Origin of the sequence: Veillonella tobetsuensis, assembly GCF_002959935.1 — a bacterium.
In the GTDB taxonomy this organism is placed as follows: Bacteria; Bacillota; Negativicutes; order Veillonellales; family Veillonellaceae; genus Veillonella; species Veillonella tobetsuensis.
Genome location: NZ_PPDF01000012.1, coordinates 135,346 through 158,889, shown reverse-complemented (window position 1 = coordinate 158,889; position 23,544 = coordinate 135,346). Strand labels below are relative to the sequence as shown.

Here is a 23,544-nt window from a genome sequence, read left to right as displayed (position 1 = left end):
AGAAGATTATAATCAAAAGTGTTATAAGGGGTTCTTTAGTATCCACTTACGTGCTAAATCGTATGAAATTAACGTTTAATAGCATCTTCAATATGTAACAAACAATCGCCAGACTCAATACGACTGCCTTCACGAACAAAGATTTCTTCAACGATACCAGCGATAGGAGCTGTAATTGTAGTTTCCATCTTCATAGCTTCTGTTACGATTAATGGTTCACCTTTAGATACGGATTGTCCATTCTTAACGAGAATCTTAACAACGGAGCCAGACAATGTAGCACCGATTTCACCTGGGTTAGATTCATCAACTTTACGACGAACGACACCAGTTGTTTTAGCGTGTTTATCATGAACCTTAATAGCACGAGGTTGACCATTAAATTCAAAGAGAACAACACGATTACCATCTTCATCAGGATCGGATACACCATTCATTTTAATGATTAATGTTTTACCTTTTTCAATAGTAACTTGGATTTCTTCACCACGTTTCATGCCAAAGAAGAATGTTGGTGTATCGAGCACAGACACATCACCAAAGTCATTAGTGAATTTAGAGTAATCTTTAAATACTTTAGGATATAAGCAGTATGCACTTACATCTTCATCAGTTGTAGCTGCACCCATATCACTTAATTCATTGCGAACATGTTCAAAGTCAGTTGGTGGCAATACTGCACCAGGACGAACTGTAATTGGACGAATGCCTTTTAAGATGATTTTTTGAAGTTCTTCTGGGAAACCTTGGTATGGTGTGCCAAGACGGCCTTCAAAGAATTCTACTACGGATTGAGGGAAGTCTAATATATCGCCTTTTTCGTAGATATCTTGTTCAGTCAAATTGTTTTGAACCATGTACAATGTCATATCCCCTACTACTTTAGAGGAAGGTGTTACTTTGATAATATCACCAAACATCATATTAACTTGATGGTACATTTTCTTAATATCCGCCCAACGGTCACCAAGGCCTACCATCTTAGCTTGTTGTTGTAAGTTAGAGTATTGTCCACCTGGCATTTCGTGTTGGTATACACCAGTGTTAGGATATGCTTCTGCTTTATCTACACCTTTGTAGTAAGGACGAATGCTACCGAAATATTGAGACATTTCTTCCATGTAATCAATGTTCATTTCTGGTTGACGTTCGTGACCAGATAAAGCGTAGTACATGGAATTCATGCTTGGTTGACTTGTACCATTAGCAAATGCAGAGTATGCTAAGTCGATTACGTCTACACCAGCATCTACAGCACGACCATAAGAGTAAATGGTATTGCCAGAACCTTCATGAGAATGTAGATGAATTGGTACTGTAACAGCATCTTTTAATGCGGATACAAGGTTATATGCAGCTTGAGGTTTCAAAAGACCTGCCATATCTTTAATAGCAATGATATTAGCACCTGCATTTTGCAATTCTTTTGCCATCTTCACATAGTAATCAAGATTGTATTTAGGACGACTGCTATCTAAAATATCGCCAGTGTAGCATAATGCCACTTCTGCTATTTTATTTTGTGCACGTACTTCATCGATAGCCACATGCATGTTATCAAGGCTGTTCAAACTATCGAATACACGGAATACATCGATACCATTAACGGCTGCACGTTGAATAAAGTGACGAACCACATTATCAGGGTAGGATGTGTAACCTACTGCATTGGCACCACGAATAAGCATTTGAAGCAATGTATTAGGCACTTCACGACGGAACATGCGTAAACGTTCCCATGGATTTTCATGCAAGAAGCGATAGGATACGTCAAATGTTGCACCGCCCCAACATTCCAAGGAGAACAAGTTAGGTACACCTTTAGCAGCATGACCAGCTACGCGGGCCATATCGATGGTACGTAGACGTGTTGCAAACAAGGATTGATGAGCATCACGCCATGTAGTATCTGTGAAGAATACTTGTTTTTGTTCTGCTAACCATTTGCTGAATCCATCTGGACCTAATTCATCAAATTTTTGTTTTGTACCAGGAGCTGGAGTTACATCTAATGTAGAAGGCATTTGAATTGGTTCAAATTCAGGAAGTGGTTGTGGGCCTGCACCAGAATAACCATTGATTGTTACATCTGCAATGTAACGCAATAATTTAGTACCACGGTCACGATCTGGTTTCAATTCAAATAATTCAGGATGTTCTTCAATGAAGTTTACATTATATTGACCACTTTGGAATTCAGGATGTTCCAAAACATTAATCAAGAAATGGATATTTGTTTTTACGCCACGGATACGGAATTCCTTTAAGCAACGAAGCATTTTGCGAATTGTTTCTTCGTTATTAGGACCAAATGCAGTTGCTTTTACAAGCAAGGAATCGTAGTAAGGTGTTACAACGGCACCGGAGAAAGCATTACCAGAGTCAAGACGGATGCCAAAACCACCGGAGCTACGATATGCCAAGATTTTACCAGTGTCTGGCATAAAGTTATTTTTAGGATTTTCTGTAGTGATACGACATTGGATTGCAGTACCTTTACAAGGAATTTGATCTTGTTCAGGAATCCCTACCTCTGGGCTGTGTAAATTATAGCCTTCAGCGATACGAATTTGAGCGTGAACAATATCAATATCTGTAATCATTTCTGTTACAGTATGTTCTACTTGGATACGAGGGTTTACTTCGATGAAGTAGAAGCTGCCATCAGCAGTTACCAAGAACTCAACTGTACCAGCATTAACGTATCCAACGTTTTTCATGATTTTAACGGCAGCATCACAAACAGCTTTACGAGTTTCCAAACTCAATGCAAAAGCTGGTGCCATTTCAACAACCTTTTGGTGACGACGTTGAACGGAGCAATCACGTTCATGTAAATGAACCACATTACCATGTTCGTCACCTAAGATTTGTACTTCGATATGTTTTGGTTCAACGATGAGTTTTTCTACATATACATCATCATCACCAAATGCTGCTTTAGCTTCAGATTTAGCACGATCGTATGCATCACGCAAATCTTCTTTGCGATGAACTTCACGCATACCACGACCACCACCGCCATTAACGGCTTTGATCATCAATGGGTATCCATGTGTTTCAGCAAACTCTTCTAATTGAGCATAATCCTTCAACGCCCCATCAGAACCAGGAATCATAGGGATTTCTGCTAATTTTGCTTGAGTACGAGCATTAACTTTATCACCGAACATATTCAAATGTTCAATATGTGGACCAATGAAAATAATGCCTTCTTCAGCACAACGTTTTGCAAAGCCTTCGTTTTCAGATAAGAAACCATAGCCAGGATGGATGGCATCAATATCATGCTCTTTCGCAATACGGATGATATCTTCAATATCCAGATATGCATCAACAGGTTTCTTTCCTTCCCCTACCAAATACGCTTCATCAGCTTGGTTGCGGTGCAAGGACAATGTGTCTTCCTTAGAGTAGATAGCTACTGTCTTAATGCCCATTTCGTTACATGCACGAAATACGCGGATTGCAATTTCACCGCGATTGGCCACTAAAACGGATTTAATTTTCTTCATAGTTGCCTCCTACCGAGTCCTATCGAATGATAGATTTCTTTTCATTGATTTACATGTATACCATCCATATCGAATTACATATTTTTCACAAAACACTTATCAATATTTTTGATATATAATTATGTATCAAACATATTTATATTATACAATAAATTTTAGATATTAAAAGGCTTAATCATTATAAAAGATACCTTTATTAATCTTTTTTATCTATATGGAATTTTTTCTATTCATAAATTTTTCATATGTGTTTAATAATACAAAATGAAAGTATCGAAATCACAAAGCTATTATCTATTCATCACCTAAAAAATGTTGCATTAAACGATTCAATTGTTCTTGATCGCAAGCGCCCATTGTCTCTACAGCAGAATGCATGGCCAACAATGGTAGACCAATATCCATGGTTCTCATCGGTAACATAGAGGATGAAATTGAACCTACTGTAGAGCCGCCCACAATATCTGAACGATTAACATAAATTTGGTATTTAACATTAGCCTCCTCACAAAGACCCTTAACAATAGCAATTGCCATCGCATCGCCTGCATAAGATTGACTAGCTGCTTGCTTTAACGTAACGCCTCCATTGAGTACAGGGAAATTGGTAATATCATTTTTCTCTGGATAATTTGGATGCAAGCCATGCGCTACATCTGAGGAAATCATAAAGCCGCGAGCCACATCCATATCCATGTCATCCCTACTTAGTCCGAGGCTGCGATATACCCGTTCTAAAAGATTTGGTAGTAACATTCCTGCCCCCCCTTGTTTCGTACGGCTACCAACCTCTTCATTATCGAACAATACAGCACAGCGTATGCCATCTACCTTATTTTTTTTCGCTTCTACAATACCGGATAATGCACCAAAACAAGATGTTAAATTATCTAACCGCGGGGAACTAATAAAATCAAATTCTGTACCAACTAAAATACCTTCTGTCACAGGATATAGTGTAATTTCATAGGATAAAATTTCCGATGGATCACAATTTACCTCTTCTGCCAAAAATGTATTCCATTCATCCACATCAGATTTTGTTGTATCAGAACCCTGTTGATTCATCATTATTATAGGCAACATTTCTTTTTGTCGATTTAGGGCTACGCCATCATTTACATTTCGATTCATATGAATTGCCAAATTAGGAATGATAGCAATCGGTCGTTTTGTGTCTACAAGAACAGATTCTACGTCATAAGGATTATCCCCTTTTAAAACAACGGTTCCTGCAGCCCCTAACGGACGATCAAGCCATGTATTTTGTATTAATCCGCCATACATTTCTACATTGAGCTTAGTATAGCCTTTTACATCAGTAATGGGATTAGGTTTTACACGTATGGCAGGAAAATCTGTATGTGCTGATGCAATACGTAAGGAATGACGATAGTCCTCTCCTATGTGAAAGGCAAATAATGTTGTGCCATACACATTTACAACATAATTACCAGTTGTTAAGCTCCACGGTTCCTCTAAAGACAACTCAGTAAAACCCGCATCTACTAATAATTGTAAACTAGTATCTACCGTATGGTATGGGGACGTACATCCCTTAATGTATTTAATTAATTGTGGATTATCAAATTTCATATGACCTCCTACACAATTATTTAATGGTCTACCTTTTTTATTAAAATTAGTAATCTATTGCTATTGTATCACAAAAACGCCGTCCCATAAGGAACGGCGTTATGTATACATAAATGTATTAATCTATTATCTTGTGGTTTACCACATACCGATAACTTTCATCCACAAGGAACCGATGCCCATGAAGATGATTAAGTTAATTACGGATGCGAAGAAACCAAGTTTCCACCATGTATTTTGAGGAACATAACCAGTGTTAAAGATTACTGGGGATGGACCTGCTGCATAGTGAGTTAAGGACATACACAAGTTAGATGTGAATGCGATCATCAACAATGTCAACATTGGTGGTGCACCTGCAGAAATAGCGATTGCAGAGAATGCTACGAACATTGCAGAAATATGTGCTGTTAAGGATGCGAATACATAGTGTGCATACGTATTTACAAGAACTGCTATAACAAAGGCAATCACCCAAGAACCTTCAGGGATAATGCCACCCACTTGAACTGTGGCCCATTTAATGAAGCCCAATTTGGAAAGGAAACCGGCAAAGCCCATCAATGTACCCATCCAAACTAATGTATCCCAAGCACCTTTTTCACTTTTAACATCGTCCCAAATAAGAACGCCTGTAGCAAGCAAAATAGAAATGCCCAAGAATGCAACAGTTGTTGCATCAAGTTTAGTGAATTGAGATGTAGCCCACAATACTAAAGCTAAGATAAATACGCCAAGCATCACCCACTCTTGGAAAGACATCTTACCAAGGCCTTTTAACTCTTCTTTAATCATTTGTTGTGCTTCGCGAGCATCTGTGATTTCAGGTGGATATACTTTGTAAATGAAGTACGGCATAATAAGCAATGCAATGATACCAGGCACGATGGCAGCCATCGCCCAATCACCCCAAGTAATGCCAATACCAAAGGATTGAAGTGCTAAAGCAGCAACCAAGGTATTACCAGCCATGGATGTTTGGAACATAGCAGATGTAATCGTATTTACTTGGTAAATAGATTGCATCAAGAAGGAACCAATTTTACGAGGACCATCTTGAGGCTCAGAACCGAACGCTTTTGCCAAACTTGTCGTAATTGGCATGATAACACCGCCCACACGAGCTGTATTAGATGGTGTGGCAGGCGCCAAAATCAAATCAGATAAAGCTAAAGCATAAGATAGGCGCAAAGAGCTGCTACCAAATGCAGCAATCAAGTTATAAGCAATACGTTTACCCAAACCAGTTTTAATAAAGCCACGAGAAAATAAGAAAGCGCCTACGATTAACCAGATAGCAGAATTCGCAAAACCAGAAATGCCTTCGCTAATTTTCAATGTACCTGTCAAAGCAGCCACAGTAATAACAACGATGGATACGCCACCAATCGGTAACGGCTGAGTAATAAAGCCTACGATAGTCGCCACAAAGATGGCAAATAAATGCCAAGATTGAGGAGTTAACCCCTCTGGAGTCGGAATAAACCAAAGGCCTAACCCGAAGGCCGCTGGAATAATCCAGTTTAAAAGTTTTTTCATACACAAACCTCCTACATAGGAAAAAACTAAAATATATTTATATCCTCTTATCATAAATATAATATATTTCAAGATAAAATGATGTGAGAAAAAGCTGTGCATCACATGGTATGCACAGCTTTCATCATCATATAAATCCTATTCAGGTAGAGATACGTTCTCTAAATTTGTTTTTTCGATAGACTCAATATCACCTTGGTCGCAAAGATTTGCAATAGTTGGATCAATTGGTAAACGGTTCAACAATAATAGACCGTATTTTTGAAGGATTTCTTCAATGTGGCTTTCACCAAAGATTTGGTAATCCTTACCGTTATCTGGGCAATGGAAGTAAGAATAGTTTTCCACCACACCAATAATAGGCACTTGCATTAAATCAGCCATTTTAACTGCTTTTTCAACAATCATGGATACCAAGTCTTGAGGAGATGTAACGATAATGATACCATCCAACTTCAAGGATTGGTATACAGTAATCGCTACGTCACCTGTTCCTGGTGGCATATCAACAAATAAATAATCGATGTCTTTCCAAATTACATCTGTATAGAATTGTTTTACAACATTGCCTAGAATAGGACCACGCCATAAAACAGGATCTGTATCGTTTTCCAAAAGGAGGTTAACAGACATAACGTCGATACCGCCTTTAGATTTTACAGGATACATGCCAATTTCGTCAGCATATGCTTTTTCCTTGATGCCGAACATCTTAGGAATGGAAGGACCGGTAATATCCGCATCGAGAATACCTACTTTGTAACCTTTACGCGCCATTGTAATGGCCATCAAGCTCGTAACGGAGGATTTACCTACGCCACCTTTACCAGATACTACGCCGATTACATGTTTAACAGAACTAAGCTCGTGTAATGGAGCTGTAAGATCTTGAGGTTGTTGAGAAGCGCCGCCACCGCAACCAGAGGATTGAGATGGGCATCCGCCACAATCACTACTGCTACCGCAACCCATAGTAAACACCTACTTTCTTTGAGGACTTTCCTCAACAATATATAGTTTTAAAATTATTTTCTCTATGTAAATATTAATCATGGTGAAAGCTATCTATAAAGGCTAACATACCAAATATTTACAGCCCTATTGTATCATGGTATTTCAATATTTTTCAATATACATATATGCTTTATCATGAATTATTCACCACAATATTCTTTTGTAAGAGCACAAAGGATTTCCATGCCCTTTTCAATTTCTGGTATTGTTGGCACCGTATAACTTAAACGAAATGCATGTCCATTCTCTACCCCATCCGAAGCGAATGCACCGCATTTGATAATGCCCACATTTTTATTCATGCACGTCTCAAAAAACTCATCGCAATCAACAGTATCTGGCATCGTCATCCACGCAAACATACCACCGGTTGGTTCTGTTAAATGAACCTTAGAACTCCCCTTCTCCTTAAATACGCGCATCATAGCATCACATTTAGATTTATAAACTTTACGTACATTTTCTAAATGTGCGTCATAATCGATTTGATCAAGTACATGGGCCACTACCTTTTGTGTAACTAACGGCATTTGACCGGCTGTATTATTCTTCAAAGCTTGGATTGTACTAATTACATCCTCAGGTCCCAACAAGAAACCTACACGCAAGCCTGCTGATAATGTTTTAGAATAGGAGCCTGCATAGAGAACACGATTTTCCGTATCAAAGGATTTAAAGCTAGGCACATGTTCACCAGCAAAACGGATTTCACCATATGGATCATCTTCATAGATAAATAAGTCATATTTAGATGCAATAGCGTAGATTTCTTTACGACGCTCTAGAGGCATTGTAATACCTGTTGGATTTTGGAAGTTAGGAATTAAATAAATATATTTCCCTTTACCAGATTGTGCCGCTTTTTCTAGTTCACTAGGAATCATACCAAATTCATCGGTTTTAATACCTACAGCTTTGGCCCCCATGTTGCGTACAGAATTGATAGCACTTGTAAAAGTATAATCATCCATGTACACTTCGTCGCCTGGTTCACATACGGTAATCGGTACTAAGCCTAATAATTGGCCCGCACCATTTGAAATAATTAAGCCCTGTCCTTCTAAGTTCATGTGATGAACCTTAGATAAACGTTCTAGTGTCAATTCTGATAGACGTGCATCCCCTTGCATAGGACCATATTGTAAAAGCCCCATCGGATTTTCGTGAACGATAAAATCGAAGGCATCTTCGATAACCTTCACAGGAATTGCTTCCGGTGCAGGATTACCAATACCAAAACTAATAAAGCCTGGTACGCCTACACCACGTTCAAATACTTCTCGAATAAAATTAGGGCCTTTTAAGGTTACCCGTTCAGGAAGTGAAAAACTCATAGTATCGCCTCTTTATTTAATTAATTACATAAGATTACAAATTTATGCTACGCATTAGGATCATGTTCTTGTTCAGCATTACGTTTATCCATATAACGCTTGTACACCTTCCACAAGATGAAATATACAGTGCCGGCTACAACAACAATGATGCCAAGACGCCCCATATTCTCTTGGAAATTGACAATATCTGTTCCTATGGCAACCTCAAGAGCTGTTGATGGGAATTTACCAATTAAATTTGCCAAAATATAGTCTCGAGGCTTAATTTTACTGATAGCCCCTAATGCAGTGATAACGCCAGAAGGAAAATATGGTAAGGATCTAGCAAATAACATGACCACAAAACCATTATTGCCGGAGAAATCATCTACTTTCATCAATGTACTGCTCTTAGAAATGAGCTTATCAGCCGCATCTCGTAAGAAATAACGCATAATGTAAAAGCTGATAACTACACCAATTGTTTCAGCTAGCCAAGAAATAATGATACCTGGCCACATACCAAATACCAATCCATTAGCTGTTGAAATAAAAATTGATGGCAAAAAACCTACGGCATTGACAAAAATATCTAGGACCATACTCACAACCATAGCCATTGGGCCAAAGCCTTGAATATATTCTGCTATTTCCTCCATAGAACCACTAGTAGCTAAATGCCACATAGTGGGATAAAATGTTGGATCCACAATATTAATGACAATTAATAAGACTATAAAACCAATGCCTGCTATCAATTGTACCCAACCTTCACCAGAAGGTTTTAATTTTCTTGTGCTCATATATACCTCGTTTTATAAAAAACTAGTTATATTATATCACGGATTCTATAGAGTAGTTATAACTATTATGTCATTAGCACCTAAACATTCTATTTTTAACGATACTACCAGTTAAAAATAATTAGTTTTAACTGGTAGTATCGTTAAAAATATATAAATCTGATAGCATAAAAATTATCTAAAGATGTATAATATCATTATAACGAGAATATTCTTAATGAAAGAAGGTATATTATGGTATCAGCAGGTCAAACAGCTACGTCAACGGTTACAGTAACAGAATCTAATATTGCAAAAACAATGAAATCCGGTTCTTTAGAGGTCTTTGCTACACCAGCTATGTGTGCACTTATGGAAGAAGCAGCGCAAGCAGCAGTACAACCACATTTAGAAGAAGGTGAAGGTACAGTAGGTATCTCCCTTTCTATTAGCCACGATGCTCCATCCCCTATGGGCTCTACAATTACAGCTAAAGCTACAGTGACAGCTGTGGAAGGGCGTAAAATCACCTTTAATATTGAAGCATCCGACGGTGTTGGTATCATTGGTAAAGGCATACATGAACGTTTTGTTATTAACAATGAAAAATTTATGGCAAAAGTAGGTACAAGAAAAGCATCAAACTAGAATTAGAACTACTTATTACACTTAGTACTAATTATTAAACTTAAAACGACTTACTAAAAACTAAGGTCTTAAACCTAAAAACCTCCACGCTCATACGATCGTGGAGGTTTTTGTATGCTCTATGCTCTTATATCACCTAGATAATTAGCAAATCGTAACTACCCAACCTTCAGGAGCTTCGATTTCACCATGTTGAATACCGAGCAATGTGTCATATAATTTTTTAGTCATAGGCCCCATATCTTCCATACCAGCTGGTACATTAATTGTGCCTTCTGGCGTATCGATTTGACCTACTGGAGAAATAACTGCAGCTGTACCGCATAGACCCATTTCAGCAAAGTCTTTCAATTCATCTTTGTGAACTGGACGATGTTCAACCTTCATACCAAGATAATGTTCTGCCACATACATCAAGGAGCGACGTGTAATAGATGGCAAGATGCTATCGGATTTAGGTGTTACCAAAGTACCATCTTTTGTAATAAAGATAAAGTTCGCACCACCGGTTTCTTCTACATGTGTACGCGTAGCCGCATCAAGATACATATTTTCAGCATAACCATGTTCATGTGCATCAGTGATAGCATATAAACTCATAGCATAGTTAAGACCAGCTTTGATATGACCAGTACCATGAGGTGCTGCACGGTCAAAATCAGTAACACGGATTTTGATTGGTTTTGCACCGCCTTTAAAGTAAGGGCCTACTGGTGTTGTAAATACACGGAATTGATATTCGTCAGCCGGTTTTACACCGATAACAGAGTTTGTGCCCATCATATAAGGGCGAATATAAAGGCTAGCACCATGACCATATGGAGGTACAAAGTCTTTATTCGCTTTCACAACTTCTTTAACCGCTTCAAGGAAGCGTCCTTCAGGTAATGTAGGCATTACAAGGCGTTCCGCAGATTGATTTAAACGCTCTGCATTAAGATCTGGACGGAAACATACAATGTGACCATCTTTAGTGTAGTATGCTTTTAAACCTTCGAATACAGTTTGTGCATATTGGAATACACCTGCACATTCATTAAGGGTAACGTTAGCATCAGTAATTAATCCGCCTTCGTCCCATTTACCATCTTTATATGTAGTCAAATAACGGTAGTCGGTTTCTACATAACCAAAACCGAGATTATCCCAATCGATATTCTTGCTCATAACAATGACCTCCATGCTTATTAATATACTTATAATCTTAACACTATGAGCAAGTTATTTCAACATATTCTATAGAGAACAGAAATTAGACATATAATGAGTTGAGTGTACTTAAGTACAAAATATAGAATACCACTTATTTTGATGCCTTATAAATCATATGGATCATCATATCTATAACGATTGGTATCATAAATAATCTCTAAGTCTTTATCTATAATAAATTTAGTTCGTTTCAAATCATAAGGTACGTCGTAACGCGTATGATATGAAATAGATTCTACACGACCAGTACGAACCGCATTATCGGATCCAAACGGAACTTTTACAATATCCCCTTCATATATATCATTTCTATCAGTACGATAATAAAATTCCTGGTTTATCTTAAAAATATATACGGAACAATACGTATAAATTCTTCTATCAGATGTATGATTTGATTGTAAAAACTCTTGTAAAGATTTATCTCTTGTATGAGCATGTATAAAATTAATTAGATTTTTATACCAAGTGGGCACATACTGATTAGTTACATTCCCTATAAACAATGTATCCTCTTTATGCGCCCATTTAATACGTACTGTTACGATACCACCACGAGCAGGGTCTCTATCAAGGTCATGACTTTCACTAAGACTAAAGGAATCTAGACTATATAGCGTTTCGCCAATGTGAAAGTCAATATCTTGCTTCAATTGATGAATCATTTGATTATCTACATACTCGCTATGACTATGGCTAGAGTGACCAAATTGCTTACTATTACAATCAATGGAAATAGACGGCTCATTCCAATTAAAATTCAATGTATTTACGTCACCATATTCTTGGTACATATTTTTTTGCACTTCAATATGAATCTCTTGAATTCTATCTTTTTCTCGATTTCCATCAAATAAAAGTAATGTAGGCATACCTAGGATTTGTCTGAATAGTATAGACATGGCCCTCAGGGTATTATCAAAAGGAAATTCATATATAAATTCCTGATCCTCAGTGTTGATGAGCTGCACTTGGACAGCACACTCATCCTCATCATATAGGTCAATATCATCGGAAAATCTACGCCCCATAAGCTCTAATAGATATTGTTTTTTAGATTCGTCAATTGAGTACTCCTTAGTAGTTAAGGATTCTATTTTATCCTCTACAGGTTTTGAGATATGCTCCCATTTAATGCCATAGGTAACACTTATGGCTTCCTTAATAGAAATATGTTGTATCTCTTCAATATAGTAATCTTTACGATTTAATTTCACTTCCTTTGGAACGCCATCTGGTAAATCACCATACCAACTACCAATGCTTATAATGTCACAAGATGCTACGGTACCTATAAATTTATCTGTCACATTTCTATGCATATACATAGGGACTCCTCCTTTTATTACTTTTTTAAAAGTATATCAAATAGGATGTGACAAAAATGCCTCTATATAATTATTTCGTCAAAATTATTCTTTACATAGTGATTTATATTATAATTATCTTAAGATATATATCCCAGCTTTTAAGGAGGTATTTCTTATGAAATCAACTACTAAACATGAACTAATCTCTAATCCTAAAAATATCATCTGTATAGGCCTTAATTATGCGGACCATATTGCGGAAACTAGTCTTGCTACACATGAGTTTCCAGAAATCTTTATGAAAACATCTAATGCATTGGCGTCACATCAAGATACAGTTCTTATTCAAGACGAAAACCTTCATTATGATTACGAAGGAGAGCTCGTCATCGTTATTGGTAAGGCGGGTAAAAATATATCTCGCGACCAAGCTAAAGAACATATCTTAGGATATACCATAGGTAATGATGTATCAGCTCGGACCTTACAATTTAGAGGTACACAATGGATTCTAGGTAAATCACTAGATAACTTTGCCCCTGTCGGTCCTGTTATCGTATCACCTGACGATTTTGATTTTGAAAATGCTACCATTACCACAACAGTAAATGGTGAAGTGCGTCAACAAGCCAAATTACAACAAATGATGTTTAAACCGGACGCGATTATCGAATTTGTATCCCAGTATATTACACTACAGGAAGGTGACATTATCTTTACCGGTACACCTAGTGGTGTTGTACTTGGTAAAAATGAAAAACGATATGATTGGTTAAAATCAGGAGATACCGTATCTATATCGATTAGTGGCATTGGTACCTTAGTAAATCAATTTAAATAGTCCCCCCTATATATACCAAAAGAGATTACCTATGATGTGTCTATCCATCATGAGTAATCTCTTTCTTCTTTTTCTATAAGTCTATTTAAATATGATTTTACAATCTAATATGTACTATTTATGTTTCGCTTCAAGATCAAGCATGTATTTCTTACGTTCAATACCACCCGCATATCCTGTCAATTTACCATTACTGCCAATTACACGATGACATGGAATGATAATAGATATAGGATTATGTCCTACGGCACCACCCACAGCTTGAGCAGACATTTTATCTTTACCTTGCTTTTCAGCTATTTGTTTACCGATATCTCCATAGGTTGTAGTTTCCCCATAAGGTATAGTTTGCAATATAGACCATACAGACTTACGGAACTCTGTTCCTTCTAATTGTATTGGTGGAGTAATAAATGGTTTTTGACCTTCAAAATATTGGTCTAGCCACATAATGGTTACTTCAAAGGGGCCTGTTAGTTGTTCAATATATTCTGCATCATCATAAGTAGGAGCATGGCTTTCATCTACAAAAAATAAATCTGTTAAATACGTTAATGTACCAAGCATTATCATCGTTCCTAATGGGCTTTCATAGGTGTATTTATAATTCATAGTACATTAACTCCTTATTAAACTAATAAATCTATTGATACCTTTAGTATATCATCATTAAAGGCTACGGTATTATTCTGAATCTCAAATGGAGTATATTATTTATCCCAATAATTTATCGTAGATGTCATAATCTATATCCTTAAATACATTAAATACCACTTGTATTTTACTATTAGTTTCTTTTAAATAGGTACGCACCGTATCGATAGCAATTTGTGCTGCGTCTTCATTAGAAAATCTAAACTCACCTGTAGAGATACAGCAGAATGCAATGGATTGTAAGCTATAAGCATTGGCTAACTCTAAACAAGACCTATAACATGAAGCCAATTGTTCTCGTTCTATATCTGTAAGGGAATCATAAATAATAGGTCCTACCGTGTGAATAACATGTTTAGCTGGTAAATTAAAACCATAGGTTTTACGTGCAACACCTGTTTTTTCAGGCATATCCATGTATTCAATCATACGAGAACAAGCCATACGAAGCTCAATACCCGCAAAGGTGTGAATAGCATTATCAATACATCTATGATTTGGCGCAAAACACCCTAACAATTGATTGTTAGCCGCATTCACTATAGCATCCACTGAAAGGCGCGTAATATCGCCTTGCCATAAATAAATCTGAGGTGCACGTTTTTCCATATCATTAATGGTAACAATTCCTTTTTCACGGGCTAATTCATTTAAATACTCATCTTGTACCTTCATCCACTCTGCTGGCATAGATCCTGCAGGACGAATATTACAAAGAGATCTAAAAAGTGTGAACTGTTCTGCTTCATCATTAGGGATTTCAATGTGTTCGTCTTTATATTTCTCTGTATATTCTACTACTAATCCTTTTACAAGATAAATTAAACGTTCTTGCTGTGTCATATGTAACTCCTTATGGTCTATAAAGACTTTAACTTATTATATAACAAAAAACTGCTAGCACATATATATGCTAGCAGTAACTTTACTGTTTATAGTATATCAAACTTTATGGTCTTACAAAAGATTGACCACCATGATTTACTAAAATGTCGCCTTGTAACACTTTAGTAGTAACCCCTTGTAAACTACCTTGAATTTGGCTCATCATGAAACGATATCCTGGGCTACTCATATGTTTATTGAAAGCTGATTCATCACTATAGATTTGAATTACATACCAGTGAGTTTTATTGTTTCTTTCACGCAATACATAACCCGCCATATAGCCCGCATCATCACGAACGGCACGTTCAATATCTAGTTGATATTGTTTTTGTACTGTATCAACTTCATTACCGTCTACTGTAAAATCTGTTAAAGTCACAACAGATTGACAGTCATTAATCAAAGATAACGCATTGGGTTTTTCAATCAATAACAAAGGCTGTACATCATACAATTTACGATTTGTCAGTTTAGAACCAACCTCGTTAATATAGTTTTGGAAATGCTCGGATTTGCGGTGTGTTTCTAAGGCAGCCGTATCTTTATATACCTCCACTACGTATGATTCAGATGGATTACCTTTTACATGAGCCACATTCATTGATAATGTATTAGGCTCGTTAGCCATAGAGGCTGTTAAATTCTGAACACCTGCAGTATTATACGCACCTTGTAATTCGTTCGGTACTTGGAAACGATACAAACCTACAATAGGGGCTGTATCTACTTGTTCTTGTTTATCAAATGTGAATGCAGCAAATGATGTACTCACGCCTAAAACTGAAATAGCAAATGTAAATATTATACGTTTAAAAACTCTTAAATTCATGCTAGTACCTCAGTAAGCTTAATTAATCATTATTATTTATTCTGTCTTTTAATATTTTATATAAGCGAATAACATTAGGTTGGGTTGGCATAAACTTTATACCTCTCTTTAGCAAAGCGAGTACAGTACGTGCTTTTTGTTCTATAATTTTTGCAGTATGATTACTCGTAACTAAAAAATGATTGCCCCCAATCGTATACTCTCGTTCAATATAATCTATTGTAATAGGAAACATATCTTGAATCAAAAATACACTTTCTTTACCATCATCAAGTTTTGCTATATAAAGTGTATCACAACGTTTATATTTAAGCTCTTTTTTCTTAATTATCTCTCTATACTTTTGAATTTGACTTGATAAAGGAATCATCCAATATATATCTCTATTACTATCTTGAAAGCAATAATAATGAGGTCTATTTCCTAATTTGTTTCCCTTCAAAAAAGATTCATTCATATCTGAAAAAAATGAGTCTTTAACAATATAAAACCCTCTCTTCTCCATAGTCCCTCCAGATACAAAAAGCCCTCCGCTTGTAGCGAAGGACTTTATTATCAACCCAACCATTTATATACCGCAATATTGGTCAGCGGTAATACTTTCAACCCGACTATTTATACCCCACATATCGGTCAGTGGCCTACTTCTATCTCTATAATACAAAACTAAATTTAGCTTGTCAAACACCTAGAAAGAATAAATCAACTTTGTAATTTATATTGTAATATATTCCACTATTGTACCATGCTCCTCTATAAGTTTAACAAGGTCTTTTCCTTGTAACCACACGGTCGCATCATTTTGATTTGGATGGATACCAATGAGATTATCCTTATAATCCGCATCAATGTAGTAATGCACCTTACGCTCCTCATCGTGGAGTAAGCAGAATGGTGATACATGACCTGGTTTAATCTTCAAAATCTCCCATAACTCTTCTTCAGAACCAAAGGATATCTTTTTAAGCTTGTGGTCCTTACGGAATTGTTTTAAATCCACACGCTTTGAACCACGAACGGTAATTAAATAGTAATGCTCTCGCTTATGGTCTCGAATAAATAGATTCTTCGCATCCCACTCTGGATATGGCAGCTCTACATTAGGCTTGTCTTCCATACTAAATAGCGGTGCGTGATCCGTAATTTCAAAATTGATATGATGGTCACGTAGGCAATCATATACGCCTTGTTTATCTAACATGTAATACCTCTAATACATAGTATATTCTTAGTGAAAGTAGCCCTTATACACTACATTGCTACGCTTATTCTGGAACCTTATAGGTCCCATCAAATACAAATAATTCAGGATGTGCATGTACGAATGTATCTTCATAGATTCCATCATATTCATATACTACATCATCTTTTTTATCAAGGAAATCGAACAGTTCATCCTCATTTTCCCAATCTTTTAAAATGTTCCATCGTTCTTCCCTATCGAATGGAACTGAGCCACCAAAATAATCGATGACAGATTGTAAATTATCCGCTAGTATATCCATCTTAAATAGTCGTAAACCTTCTAGAGCATCTTCCCATACAATACCAGTAGAGTTATAGAAGAACTGATGATGACCACCGTTATTAACCTCTGCGAAGTACCAAGATATAGCATTAAGATAGCGTTGCTCTAAGGTAAAAGGTTTTGCGGATTCTATATAATCATCATAAGATCCATATATATTGATGGTCCAATACATGGGCTCATTAATGGTCCATACATCATCGGTAGCTTGTATCTCTTCGACAGTGATAGTCCGATGACGAGGTACACCTTTTCGTTTCTTCTTTTTCTCTGCTACGTATTCATTATAAGCAGAACACAAGTCAGGATAAGCAGATTCACATGTTTCAAAATCCATTTGCAAATAGCACATATCAATGACTTCAAAACAGTACGATTTTATATCATCTAGGTTAGCTTCTGTAGCTAAACGTACACCTTTATCTACTAATCTTAGCATCTGTTGCATAGTATTCGATGTGTACCCGTCACTATTATCCAAAACAAGGGCTCCATACGCATAGGCACAGCGATAATACCACACCGCATCACGATACTCTTCATCAATAGATTCTAATACCTTAATAGCCTCTTTTTCATTGCTATTATTGTTATAAGCTCTACCAAGCTCACCCAATAGAGGTACGGATAAATTTTCCATGCCCACATCAGTTAATATATTAATAATAGTTTCTACATTCCCAGAATTATTAAGCTCTTTAATGGTTTGTAATTGCTCCGCATCAGAAAATGCTTTAAATTGTTCAACCGTTAATCCCATTATGTCACATCCTATCATATTTCATATATAGTCTTAAAATAAACATTATCTAGAAGCTAGCTACCACAAACAATATAGAATACAGGTATACCGTCTTCATTATCTATTAGACCATATCCTTCACATTCATGGCCTTCGTATTCAATACCTTCAAAGAATACATGATCGCCCAATTCTTTATTGGCCATCAAATTGTGCAATTTAAAGAGTAATTCTTCTCTAGTAAAATATCTACCATTATCTGCAACAAGATGGGCCATAATTTCTACCTGCCACATGCCATCTTCTTTATCTTCTTCCAGCAATTCTTCATCGGTAACACGTTCATTATCAAAAAGTTGGTCTTCACTTTCAATCCAAGCTTCATAGGTTACTAAAATTTCAGGTTCTTCTAATCTATCGTCGTCATCTGCCTCATCATCATCTACATATTTCTTTACATTTTCATTATATTCTTTGGAAAACTCTTCTCTTCTATATGTTTGCTTATTAAATACCCAATGGACTACATCATATGTAGGATAGTTATCCTCTTCGTATTCATTAGCGTCTTCAATATGGTTATCTTCTGTAGTCTTTTTACTATTTTTATTATCAAAGAGATTCTTAATGGTTTCAAATATCACAGGATAATCCTCCTTGTACTGTTTCGGCTTGATTTTAAATAGATGATATTTTACTACTTCACAGCACCAACCAAGTTGTTTATCTAAATGGGCTTCTTTCGTCATTTTTATGCCTGTTTCTATTAATTGTAATGCCTTCTGTACATGTTCAGATTCATAGCTTTTACCATACCCTAGCATCCCATGAGCATAGCCACAACGATAATACCAAGACCAATCACGATGTTCCTCATCTATACGATTAAATAAATCGATAGCCTCTGCTGCGCGGCCATTATTGTTATACATACGGCCTAAGGCGCTTAATAATATAGGCGACAAATTATCAATGCCTATGTTAGTTAATAACTCCATCGCACGCTTGAAATCGATGCCCTCTTGTTCATTAAGGAGCTTAACCTTTTCCACATCACTTAATTCTTGAAACTCTGCATCCGTAATGTCTTCTATATTGAAATATAAGTTCTTAATAAAGTCACCAAAGTTATCTGCTAAGGGAGTCATTGAGTAATCACATTCTTGATCTACCCGTACAACCTTAGGTTCACCGGTTGGACCGCACTCACGATAATCGAGGAAAATCATGTCGTGACCGCCGGAAATTGTATCGGCTACAACGATACCGATAGGGGGATATTTTACTTTTGAAATCCAAAATTCATTACCCATCTCACCTAAAAGAGAGTATTTTTTATCTCTATCGATGCCATATATTCCTGTTATATATACACAATCGTCATCATCGTTAATAAAACAATTTTTCTTTACTACACCACCATTATGGTTTTTAAGTAGTTCAATATATGCTGCAGGCAATGTATAACCTAGTTCAGCTTCAGCATTCTTAATATCCGCATCGGTAACCTCTCTACCTATATAGGACTCAAATGCATAATCGGTGTCTTTCCAAAATCCAGTCCAATTGAAATCTTTTAGATTACTCATAATACTCTCTCCTAACCAAATAGATATAATCTAACCACATTTTATGTCATCAATAGAATATTTTTTTATTAAAGCTTTCACCTCACGCCGTATCAAAATGGTATCTATAATATAGGAAAAAATGATATAAGGAGATACGTTAATAATCCCGACAGGGGCCAATATAAGGGCTGCCCACAATAAATTCAGTGAATACGCATACCACTTAAAATCAATGGTATTTAAAAATGGTATAACATAGTCAATAACTCTTACTTCCCATTGCATTAATGGGTTCAATTCCTCACTTGTGCCTAATAGCCAAGTGAAAGTAAGGGCAAATATCAAACCATATACTATGCCAACAGGAATTAATACCTTCGCTCTCTTTTTTAATAAATTACGGCAAATCTCATCTTCTTCCTCTGGTGCTATATCATATACTATATTACATTGAATCTGAATTCGTCTAAATCGATAGCGAATATACTTATACAAAAGGTTATTCGGTGTATATAACATAATAGACTCCGCATGCTATTGGTAGTAACTAAATCATTAGAGAATATATTATCCATCTATGGCAAAGTAATGTAAATCTTTGAATTCATTATCCCAAAATGTAAAGGAAAAGATGTGCGTATCATCAAAGGTTTGCTCACAATAGGTCACAGCATCTCGCTCTGGTTCAATAATAGGCATACCTATCCGTGTTTTCACTTCATCAATAGTGACATCGCCATACCAATCTAGAATTTCGTTATGAATGAAAGTAACAATGGAATCTATATTCTTATGATAATTAGTAGCTAATAATTTAGCAGTATCTACATTAACATCCGTTGGCTTCTCATCCCAACAAAATTGTATGCCTTCATAGGTCAATGTATATTGCCTTAACTGTTCATCATATATTATCCCATTAGTCATTTTCAGTTTCCTTTACATAACTTTCCATCTTCGGTCTAAGATCTAATACTATGTCCCAACTATCTAATGCTGGAACCTTTTGATGTACAATAAAGTCTTCTATAATCTGTAATACCTCTTGAGGTCCTAGCTCATTTTTACCGTATATAATAGCACCCTGCTCACCATCATTAGTAACACTTATCTCAATATGTAATAAATCAGTATCTTGATCGCTACAAACCTGTACAAAGTTATATAGTTTATTATCTATGGAGATTGCCTTTGATGGAGAAATAATTACAAAGTCTTGCTCTTGGTCCTCAATAGCATACAGATTTTGTTCAACTTCATTCAGTGTAATACCTTCATATTTATAGGTGCCTACATCAATGGACCAATCCGTATATGTTTTCTCAAATGTATCTGTCATATGTATTGCCTCTCCTTTACGATATACATTAAAATAAGGTTTCTAATTGACCTGACATATCCGCCATAAATTCATCAAATTTACAAAGTTCCCTCAACTCTTGATGTTCTATATCATAGCAAGCAATCTTTTTAGACTTAGGGTCCCAAACAATTTGATAATCGTTGTACTCACCTAGCTCTTTAGATAAACGTAATAGTTTACGACGTCCCCATTTAAATGGAACTGTATCAAGTAAAGGTAAGAACTCTATAGAGATAAAATCTGAGTCTGGTAATTCAAAATAGAGAGTATCTCCCTCTAAAAATGATACTAGTCCATTTGGTAGTTTAAACGGTTTTAATTGATCCATTTTATTCTGTTTATCATGGTACTCCGCAGGCTCTAAATTTTTAAAATACTCAGCCATTTCCATATCGCCTTTTTCAATAGCAATACTATAGGGACGCATTCCATCCTTTTCTGTGATGGTCACATCAGCACCATGTTCTACCAAATACTGGCACATCTGTAAATCCACATACCGAGCTGCTACACATAGTGGGGTTGGCTTAAATGGATATACAGAATCAGGCTTGTTGTAATTAATATCCACACCATTATTAATAAAGAAATCTAAGACCTCATAATTTTCATCTGTAATGACATTTCTGAAAGCTCGTCCGCCATATTTTTGTACTGTATGGCCTAAGTCATGAATCAGTTGTAAGTTCTCATATTTCTTGCCATATAAGGCAGCTTGAAAGGCATCTACCTTCACAGAGTTCAAGGCGTTAATATTGGCCCCTTGAGCTACAACATAGTCTATAATCTCTTGATTACCATACCGTACAGCTAACAAGAAACTTGGATTCTCTTCATCATTTAGATCCGCGTCATGCTCAACTAGCCACTGAACACTTGGCACGCAGTTCATCACTAACGCTAATTGTAGAGGTGAATACTCACTATATTTACCAATTTGTACAGGTTCATCTATATCCCAACCACTATTTAATGCACTTTCAAGAGCAGTTATATTTCCATTTATAATATTTGTCACTAAATCTGGTACAGATTCAAAACTGCCTAAGTCCTTAAGATGTATCATATGTGTCTCTCCCTTATAATACGACCTTATATGTATACTGATAATTCATAGTTTAATTATACTAAATTTATTGTAACTTTTGATATAGAAAAAGCCTCTTACAAAAGTAAGAGACCTTTCAACAAATTTTCAATTAAATGGAACGCTATTTTGACATAGGTTTCTTTATTATATGTATATATGGGTCATCATTATTGAATCAAGAATTATATAGTAGGCATATACTTTTCTTGAAAGGACGTCAATATGCCTAGCAATTTAGTATCTAAAAACGACAGAGCCTGTTTTCTAATATCTGTTGGAATACCATAATAGGCCTGAGCTACACCGCCACAAATAGCAGCAACAGTATCACTGTCACCACCTATTGAGATGGCATTGCGAATGGCATCTTCAAAATCAGTGGATTCAAAAAAAGCTTGCAATGCTTGTGGCACGGTTCCTTGACAACTTTCATTAAACCTATAGGTATCTCTGATTTCATCCAATGTGAAATCCATGGTGTAATAATGCTGATTAATATAATCTCTGATTTCTTGTATATCTTTACCAGTTTTAGCTAAGTATACGGCAACTGCTGTCGCCTCTGCACCTTTCATGCCTTCTGGATGGTTATGAGTAACCTCAGTAACTAATTGAGAAAGAAGCTTTGCTTCGTCCAAACTATGTGCTGCAAATCCAGCAGCACTAACTCTCATAGCAGAACCATTACCATAACTATTATATGGCTTTGGATTCTCTGCAAAAATCCATCTATAGAACCGATCGCCATATCCATAACTTGGATAGCATCTCCCAATCGTTTGCATACATTCCACTGCATTTTTAGAAAGATTTCTGTAATCTGGTTGGCTCATAAAAATGGCCTTTGCTACAGCAAGTGTCATGATACTATCATCAGTTAACACACATTGATCTGTAAAGAAATCAAAGTCCTTCCGTCTAATATTATTAAATTCGAATCGTGAACCAACTATATCACCAATGATTGCTCCTAACATGTTAATCCCTCCTTGTATTTTGAAATTTATAGACTAAGCAAAATCATTCTTCTTACACCTGCGAAACTCTCATATGCTCAATATTTGCTTTACATATTATGATGTATGACTAGCTAGTTCTATTTATTT

Annotated in this window: 22 protein-coding genes; 2 read left to right on the top strand and 20 right to left on the bottom strand. The window is 36.2% G+C overall.

Annotated elements, in window-relative coordinates:
• Nucleotides 1–68: 68 nt before the first annotated feature.
• The 6 genes from VTHSUH11_RS06630 to VTHSUH11_RS06605 all read right to left on the bottom strand — a co-directional run bounded on the left by VTHSUH11_RS06630 (nucleotide 69) and on the right by VTHSUH11_RS06605 (nucleotide 9,783).
• Complete coding sequence (locus VTHSUH11_RS06630; protein WP_105093082.1) at nucleotides 69–3,515, bottom strand: pyruvate carboxylase; 3,447 nt, start codon at nucleotides 3,513–3,515, stop codon at nucleotides 69–71.
• 294 nt (nucleotides 3,516–3,809) lie between these two features.
• The gene (locus VTHSUH11_RS06625) at nucleotides 3,810–5,111 is read right to left on the bottom strand and encodes a M18 family aminopeptidase (protein ID WP_105093081.1); all 1,302 of its coding nucleotides are present in this window, start codon (nucleotides 5,109–5,111) and stop codon (nucleotides 3,810–3,812) included.
• A gap of 138 nt (nucleotides 5,112–5,249) precedes the next feature.
• Entirely contained in the window at nucleotides 5,250–6,650 is a 1,401-nt protein-coding gene (locus tag VTHSUH11_RS06620; RefSeq protein ID WP_105093080.1) for an anion permease, read from the bottom strand.
• 138 nt (nucleotides 6,651–6,788) lie between these two features.
• Nucleotides 6,789–7,622, bottom strand: a complete 834-nt coding sequence (locus tag VTHSUH11_RS06615; RefSeq protein WP_059362012.1) for an Mrp/NBP35 family ATP-binding protein — start codon at nucleotides 7,620–7,622, stop codon at nucleotides 6,789–6,791.
• A gap of 182 nt (nucleotides 7,623–7,804) precedes the next feature.
• Nucleotides 7,805–8,998, bottom strand: coding sequence for an aminotransferase-like domain-containing protein (locus VTHSUH11_RS06610; RefSeq protein ID WP_105093079.1), 1,194 nt, complete (start codon nucleotides 8,996–8,998; stop codon nucleotides 7,805–7,807).
• A 47-nt stretch (nucleotides 8,999–9,045) separates the two neighbouring features.
• Nucleotides 9,046–9,783 carry a TVP38/TMEM64 family protein gene (locus VTHSUH11_RS06605; RefSeq protein WP_059362009.1) on the bottom strand — a complete coding sequence of 246 codons (738 nt, stop codon included), beginning with the start codon at nucleotides 9,781–9,783 and terminating at the stop codon, nucleotides 9,046–9,048.
• 234 nt (nucleotides 9,784–10,017) lie between these two features.
• Here VTHSUH11_RS06605 and VTHSUH11_RS06600 point away from each other — a divergent pair, with 234 nt between their 5' ends.
• Nucleotides 10,018–10,410, top strand: coding sequence for a thioesterase family protein (locus VTHSUH11_RS06600; protein WP_105093078.1), 393 nt, complete (start codon nucleotides 10,018–10,020; stop codon nucleotides 10,408–10,410).
• Between the two features lie 144 nt (nucleotides 10,411–10,554).
• Here VTHSUH11_RS06600 and VTHSUH11_RS06595 read toward each other — a convergent pair whose 3' ends face one another.
• Nucleotides 10,555–11,577, bottom strand: coding sequence for a branched-chain amino acid aminotransferase (locus VTHSUH11_RS06595; RefSeq protein ID WP_059362005.1), 1,023 nt, complete (start codon nucleotides 11,575–11,577; stop codon nucleotides 10,555–10,557).
• A 149-nt stretch (nucleotides 11,578–11,726) separates the two neighbouring features.
• Nucleotides 11,727–12,950 (bottom strand): hypothetical protein, encoded by a 1,224-nt coding sequence (locus VTHSUH11_RS06590; protein WP_105093077.1) that lies wholly within the window; start codon nucleotides 12,948–12,950, stop codon nucleotides 11,727–11,729.
• Nucleotides 12,951–13,107: 157 nt separating this feature from the next.
• Between VTHSUH11_RS06590 and VTHSUH11_RS06585 the strand changes: the two genes are divergently transcribed.
• Entirely contained in the window at nucleotides 13,108–13,773 is a 666-nt protein-coding gene (locus VTHSUH11_RS06585; protein WP_105093076.1) for a fumarylacetoacetate hydrolase family protein, read from the top strand.
• A 114-nt stretch (nucleotides 13,774–13,887) separates the two neighbouring features.
• Here the strand turns inward: VTHSUH11_RS06585 and VTHSUH11_RS06580 are convergent, their stop codons facing one another.
• The 12 genes from VTHSUH11_RS06580 to VTHSUH11_RS06525 all read right to left on the bottom strand — a co-directional run bounded on the left by VTHSUH11_RS06580 (nucleotide 13,888) and on the right by VTHSUH11_RS06525 (nucleotide 23,415).
• Nucleotides 13,888–14,385: a methylated-DNA--[protein]-cysteine S-methyltransferase gene (locus tag VTHSUH11_RS06580; protein ID WP_105093075.1), complete on the bottom strand. Its 498-nt coding sequence runs from the start codon at nucleotides 14,383–14,385 to the stop codon at nucleotides 13,888–13,890.
• 102 nt (nucleotides 14,386–14,487) lie between these two features.
• Nucleotides 14,488–15,270 carry a protein-ADP-ribose hydrolase gene (locus VTHSUH11_RS06575; protein WP_105093074.1) on the bottom strand — a complete coding sequence of 261 codons (783 nt, stop codon included), beginning with the start codon at nucleotides 15,268–15,270 and terminating at the stop codon, nucleotides 14,488–14,490.
• 106 nt (nucleotides 15,271–15,376) lie between these two features.
• Nucleotides 15,377–16,144: a putative quinol monooxygenase gene (locus VTHSUH11_RS06570; protein WP_105093073.1), complete on the bottom strand. Its 768-nt coding sequence runs from the start codon at nucleotides 16,142–16,144 to the stop codon at nucleotides 15,377–15,379.
• A 22-nt stretch (nucleotides 16,145–16,166) separates the two neighbouring features.
• Nucleotides 16,167–16,649, bottom strand: coding sequence for a type III toxin-antitoxin system CptIN family toxin (gene cptIN, locus VTHSUH11_RS06565; protein ID WP_105093072.1), 483 nt, complete (start codon nucleotides 16,647–16,649; stop codon nucleotides 16,167–16,169).
• Between the two features lie 210 nt (nucleotides 16,650–16,859).
• The gene (locus tag VTHSUH11_RS06560) at nucleotides 16,860–17,345 is read right to left on the bottom strand and encodes a prolyl-tRNA synthetase associated domain-containing protein (protein ID WP_105093071.1); all 486 of its coding nucleotides are present in this window, start codon (nucleotides 17,343–17,345) and stop codon (nucleotides 16,860–16,862) included.
• 64 nt (nucleotides 17,346–17,409) lie between these two features.
• The gene (locus VTHSUH11_RS06555) at nucleotides 17,410–18,432 is read right to left on the bottom strand and encodes a DMP19 family protein (RefSeq protein ID WP_105093070.1); all 1,023 of its coding nucleotides are present in this window, start codon (nucleotides 18,430–18,432) and stop codon (nucleotides 17,410–17,412) included.
• Between the two features lie 56 nt (nucleotides 18,433–18,488).
• A complete protein-coding gene (locus VTHSUH11_RS06550; protein ID WP_105093069.1) occupies nucleotides 18,489–20,003 on the bottom strand; it encodes an SMI1/KNR4 family protein in 1,515 nt (504 codons plus the stop codon).
• Nucleotides 20,004–20,033: 30 nt separating this feature from the next.
• On the bottom strand, nucleotides 20,034–20,504 hold the full coding sequence (locus VTHSUH11_RS06545) for a glycosyl transferase family 4 (protein ID WP_105093068.1): 471 nt from the start codon (nucleotides 20,502–20,504) through the stop codon (nucleotides 20,034–20,036).
• Nucleotides 20,505–20,552: 48 nt separating this feature from the next.
• Nucleotides 20,553–20,912, bottom strand: coding sequence for a hypothetical protein (locus VTHSUH11_RS06540; RefSeq protein ID WP_105093067.1), 360 nt, complete (start codon nucleotides 20,910–20,912; stop codon nucleotides 20,553–20,555).
• Nucleotides 20,905–21,324 carry a bacteriocin gene (locus tag VTHSUH11_RS06535; RefSeq protein ID WP_105093066.1) on the bottom strand — a complete coding sequence of 140 codons (420 nt, stop codon included), beginning with the start codon at nucleotides 21,322–21,324 and terminating at the stop codon, nucleotides 20,905–20,907. Before VTHSUH11_RS06535 ends, VTHSUH11_RS06540 begins: the two co-directional genes overlap by 8 nt.
• A 28-nt stretch (nucleotides 21,325–21,352) precedes the next feature.
• Nucleotides 21,353–22,414 (bottom strand): ankyrin repeat domain-containing protein, encoded by a 1,062-nt coding sequence (locus tag VTHSUH11_RS06530; protein WP_105093065.1) that lies wholly within the window; start codon nucleotides 22,412–22,414, stop codon nucleotides 21,353–21,355.
• A 206-nt stretch (nucleotides 22,415–22,620) separates the two neighbouring features.
• Nucleotides 22,621–23,415, bottom strand: a complete 795-nt coding sequence (locus tag VTHSUH11_RS06525; protein WP_105093064.1) for an ADP-ribosylglycohydrolase family protein — start codon at nucleotides 23,413–23,415, stop codon at nucleotides 22,621–22,623.
• Nucleotides 23,416–23,544: the final 129 nt, after the last annotated feature.

Excerpts from the sequence above, each read along its gene's own strand:
- VTHSUH11_RS06630 (WP_105093082.1), bottom strand. The coding sequence starts at position 3,515 with ATGAAGAAAATTAAATCCGTTTTAGTGGCCAATCGCGGTGAAATTGCA.
- VTHSUH11_RS06625 (WP_105093081.1), bottom strand. The coding sequence starts at position 5,111 with ATGAAATTTGATAATCCACAATTAATTAAATACATTAAGGGATGTACG.
- VTHSUH11_RS06620 (WP_105093080.1), bottom strand. The coding sequence starts at position 6,650 with ATGAAAAAACTTTTAAACTGGATTATTCCAGCGGCCTTCGGGTTAGGC.
- VTHSUH11_RS06615 (WP_059362012.1), bottom strand. The coding sequence starts at position 7,622 with ATGGGTTGCGGTAGCAGTAGTGATTGTGGCGGATGCCCATCTCAATCC.
- VTHSUH11_RS06610 (WP_105093079.1), bottom strand. The coding sequence starts at position 8,998 with ATGAGTTTTTCACTTCCTGAACGGGTAACCTTAAAAGGCCCTAATTTT.
- VTHSUH11_RS06605 (WP_059362009.1), bottom strand. The coding sequence starts at position 9,783 with ATGAGCACAAGAAAATTAAAACCTTCTGGTGAAGGTTGGGTACAATTG.
- VTHSUH11_RS06600 (WP_105093078.1), top strand. The coding sequence starts at position 10,018 with ATGGTATCAGCAGGTCAAACAGCTACGTCAACGGTTACAGTAACAGAA.
- VTHSUH11_RS06595 (WP_059362005.1), bottom strand. The coding sequence starts at position 11,577 with ATGAGCAAGAATATCGATTGGGATAATCTCGGTTTTGGTTATGTAGAA.
- VTHSUH11_RS06590 (WP_105093077.1), bottom strand. The coding sequence starts at position 12,950 with ATGTATATGCATAGAAATGTGACAGATAAATTTATAGGTACCGTAGCA.
- VTHSUH11_RS06585 (WP_105093076.1), top strand. The coding sequence starts at position 13,108 with ATGAAATCAACTACTAAACATGAACTAATCTCTAATCCTAAAAATATC.
- VTHSUH11_RS06580 (WP_105093075.1), bottom strand. The coding sequence starts at position 14,385 with ATGAATTATAAATACACCTATGAAAGCCCATTAGGAACGATGATAATG.
- VTHSUH11_RS06575 (WP_105093074.1), bottom strand. The coding sequence starts at position 15,270 with ATGACACAGCAAGAACGTTTAATTTATCTTGTAAAAGGATTAGTAGTA.
- VTHSUH11_RS06570 (WP_105093073.1), bottom strand. The coding sequence starts at position 16,144 with ATGAATTTAAGAGTTTTTAAACGTATAATATTTACATTTGCTATTTCA.
- cptIN (WP_105093072.1), bottom strand. The coding sequence starts at position 16,649 with ATGGAGAAGAGAGGGTTTTATATTGTTAAAGACTCATTTTTTTCAGAT.
- VTHSUH11_RS06560 (WP_105093071.1), bottom strand. The coding sequence starts at position 17,345 with ATGTTAGATAAACAAGGCGTATATGATTGCCTACGTGACCATCATATC.
- VTHSUH11_RS06555 (WP_105093070.1), bottom strand. The coding sequence starts at position 18,432 with ATGGGATTAACGGTTGAACAATTTAAAGCATTTTCTGATGCGGAGCAA.
- VTHSUH11_RS06550 (WP_105093069.1), bottom strand. The coding sequence starts at position 20,003 with ATGAGTAATCTAAAAGATTTCAATTGGACTGGATTTTGGAAAGACACC.
- VTHSUH11_RS06545 (WP_105093068.1), bottom strand. The coding sequence starts at position 20,504 with ATGTTATATACACCGAATAACCTTTTGTATAAGTATATTCGCTATCGA.
- VTHSUH11_RS06540 (WP_105093067.1), bottom strand. The coding sequence starts at position 20,912 with ATGACTAATGGGATAATATATGATGAACAGTTAAGGCAATATACATTG.
- VTHSUH11_RS06535 (WP_105093066.1), bottom strand. The coding sequence starts at position 21,324 with ATGACAGATACATTTGAGAAAACATATACGGATTGGTCCATTGATGTA.
- VTHSUH11_RS06530 (WP_105093065.1), bottom strand. The coding sequence starts at position 22,414 with ATGATACATCTTAAGGACTTAGGCAGTTTTGAATCTGTACCAGATTTA.
- VTHSUH11_RS06525 (WP_105093064.1), bottom strand. The coding sequence starts at position 23,415 with ATGTTAGGAGCAATCATTGGTGATATAGTTGGTTCACGATTCGAATTT.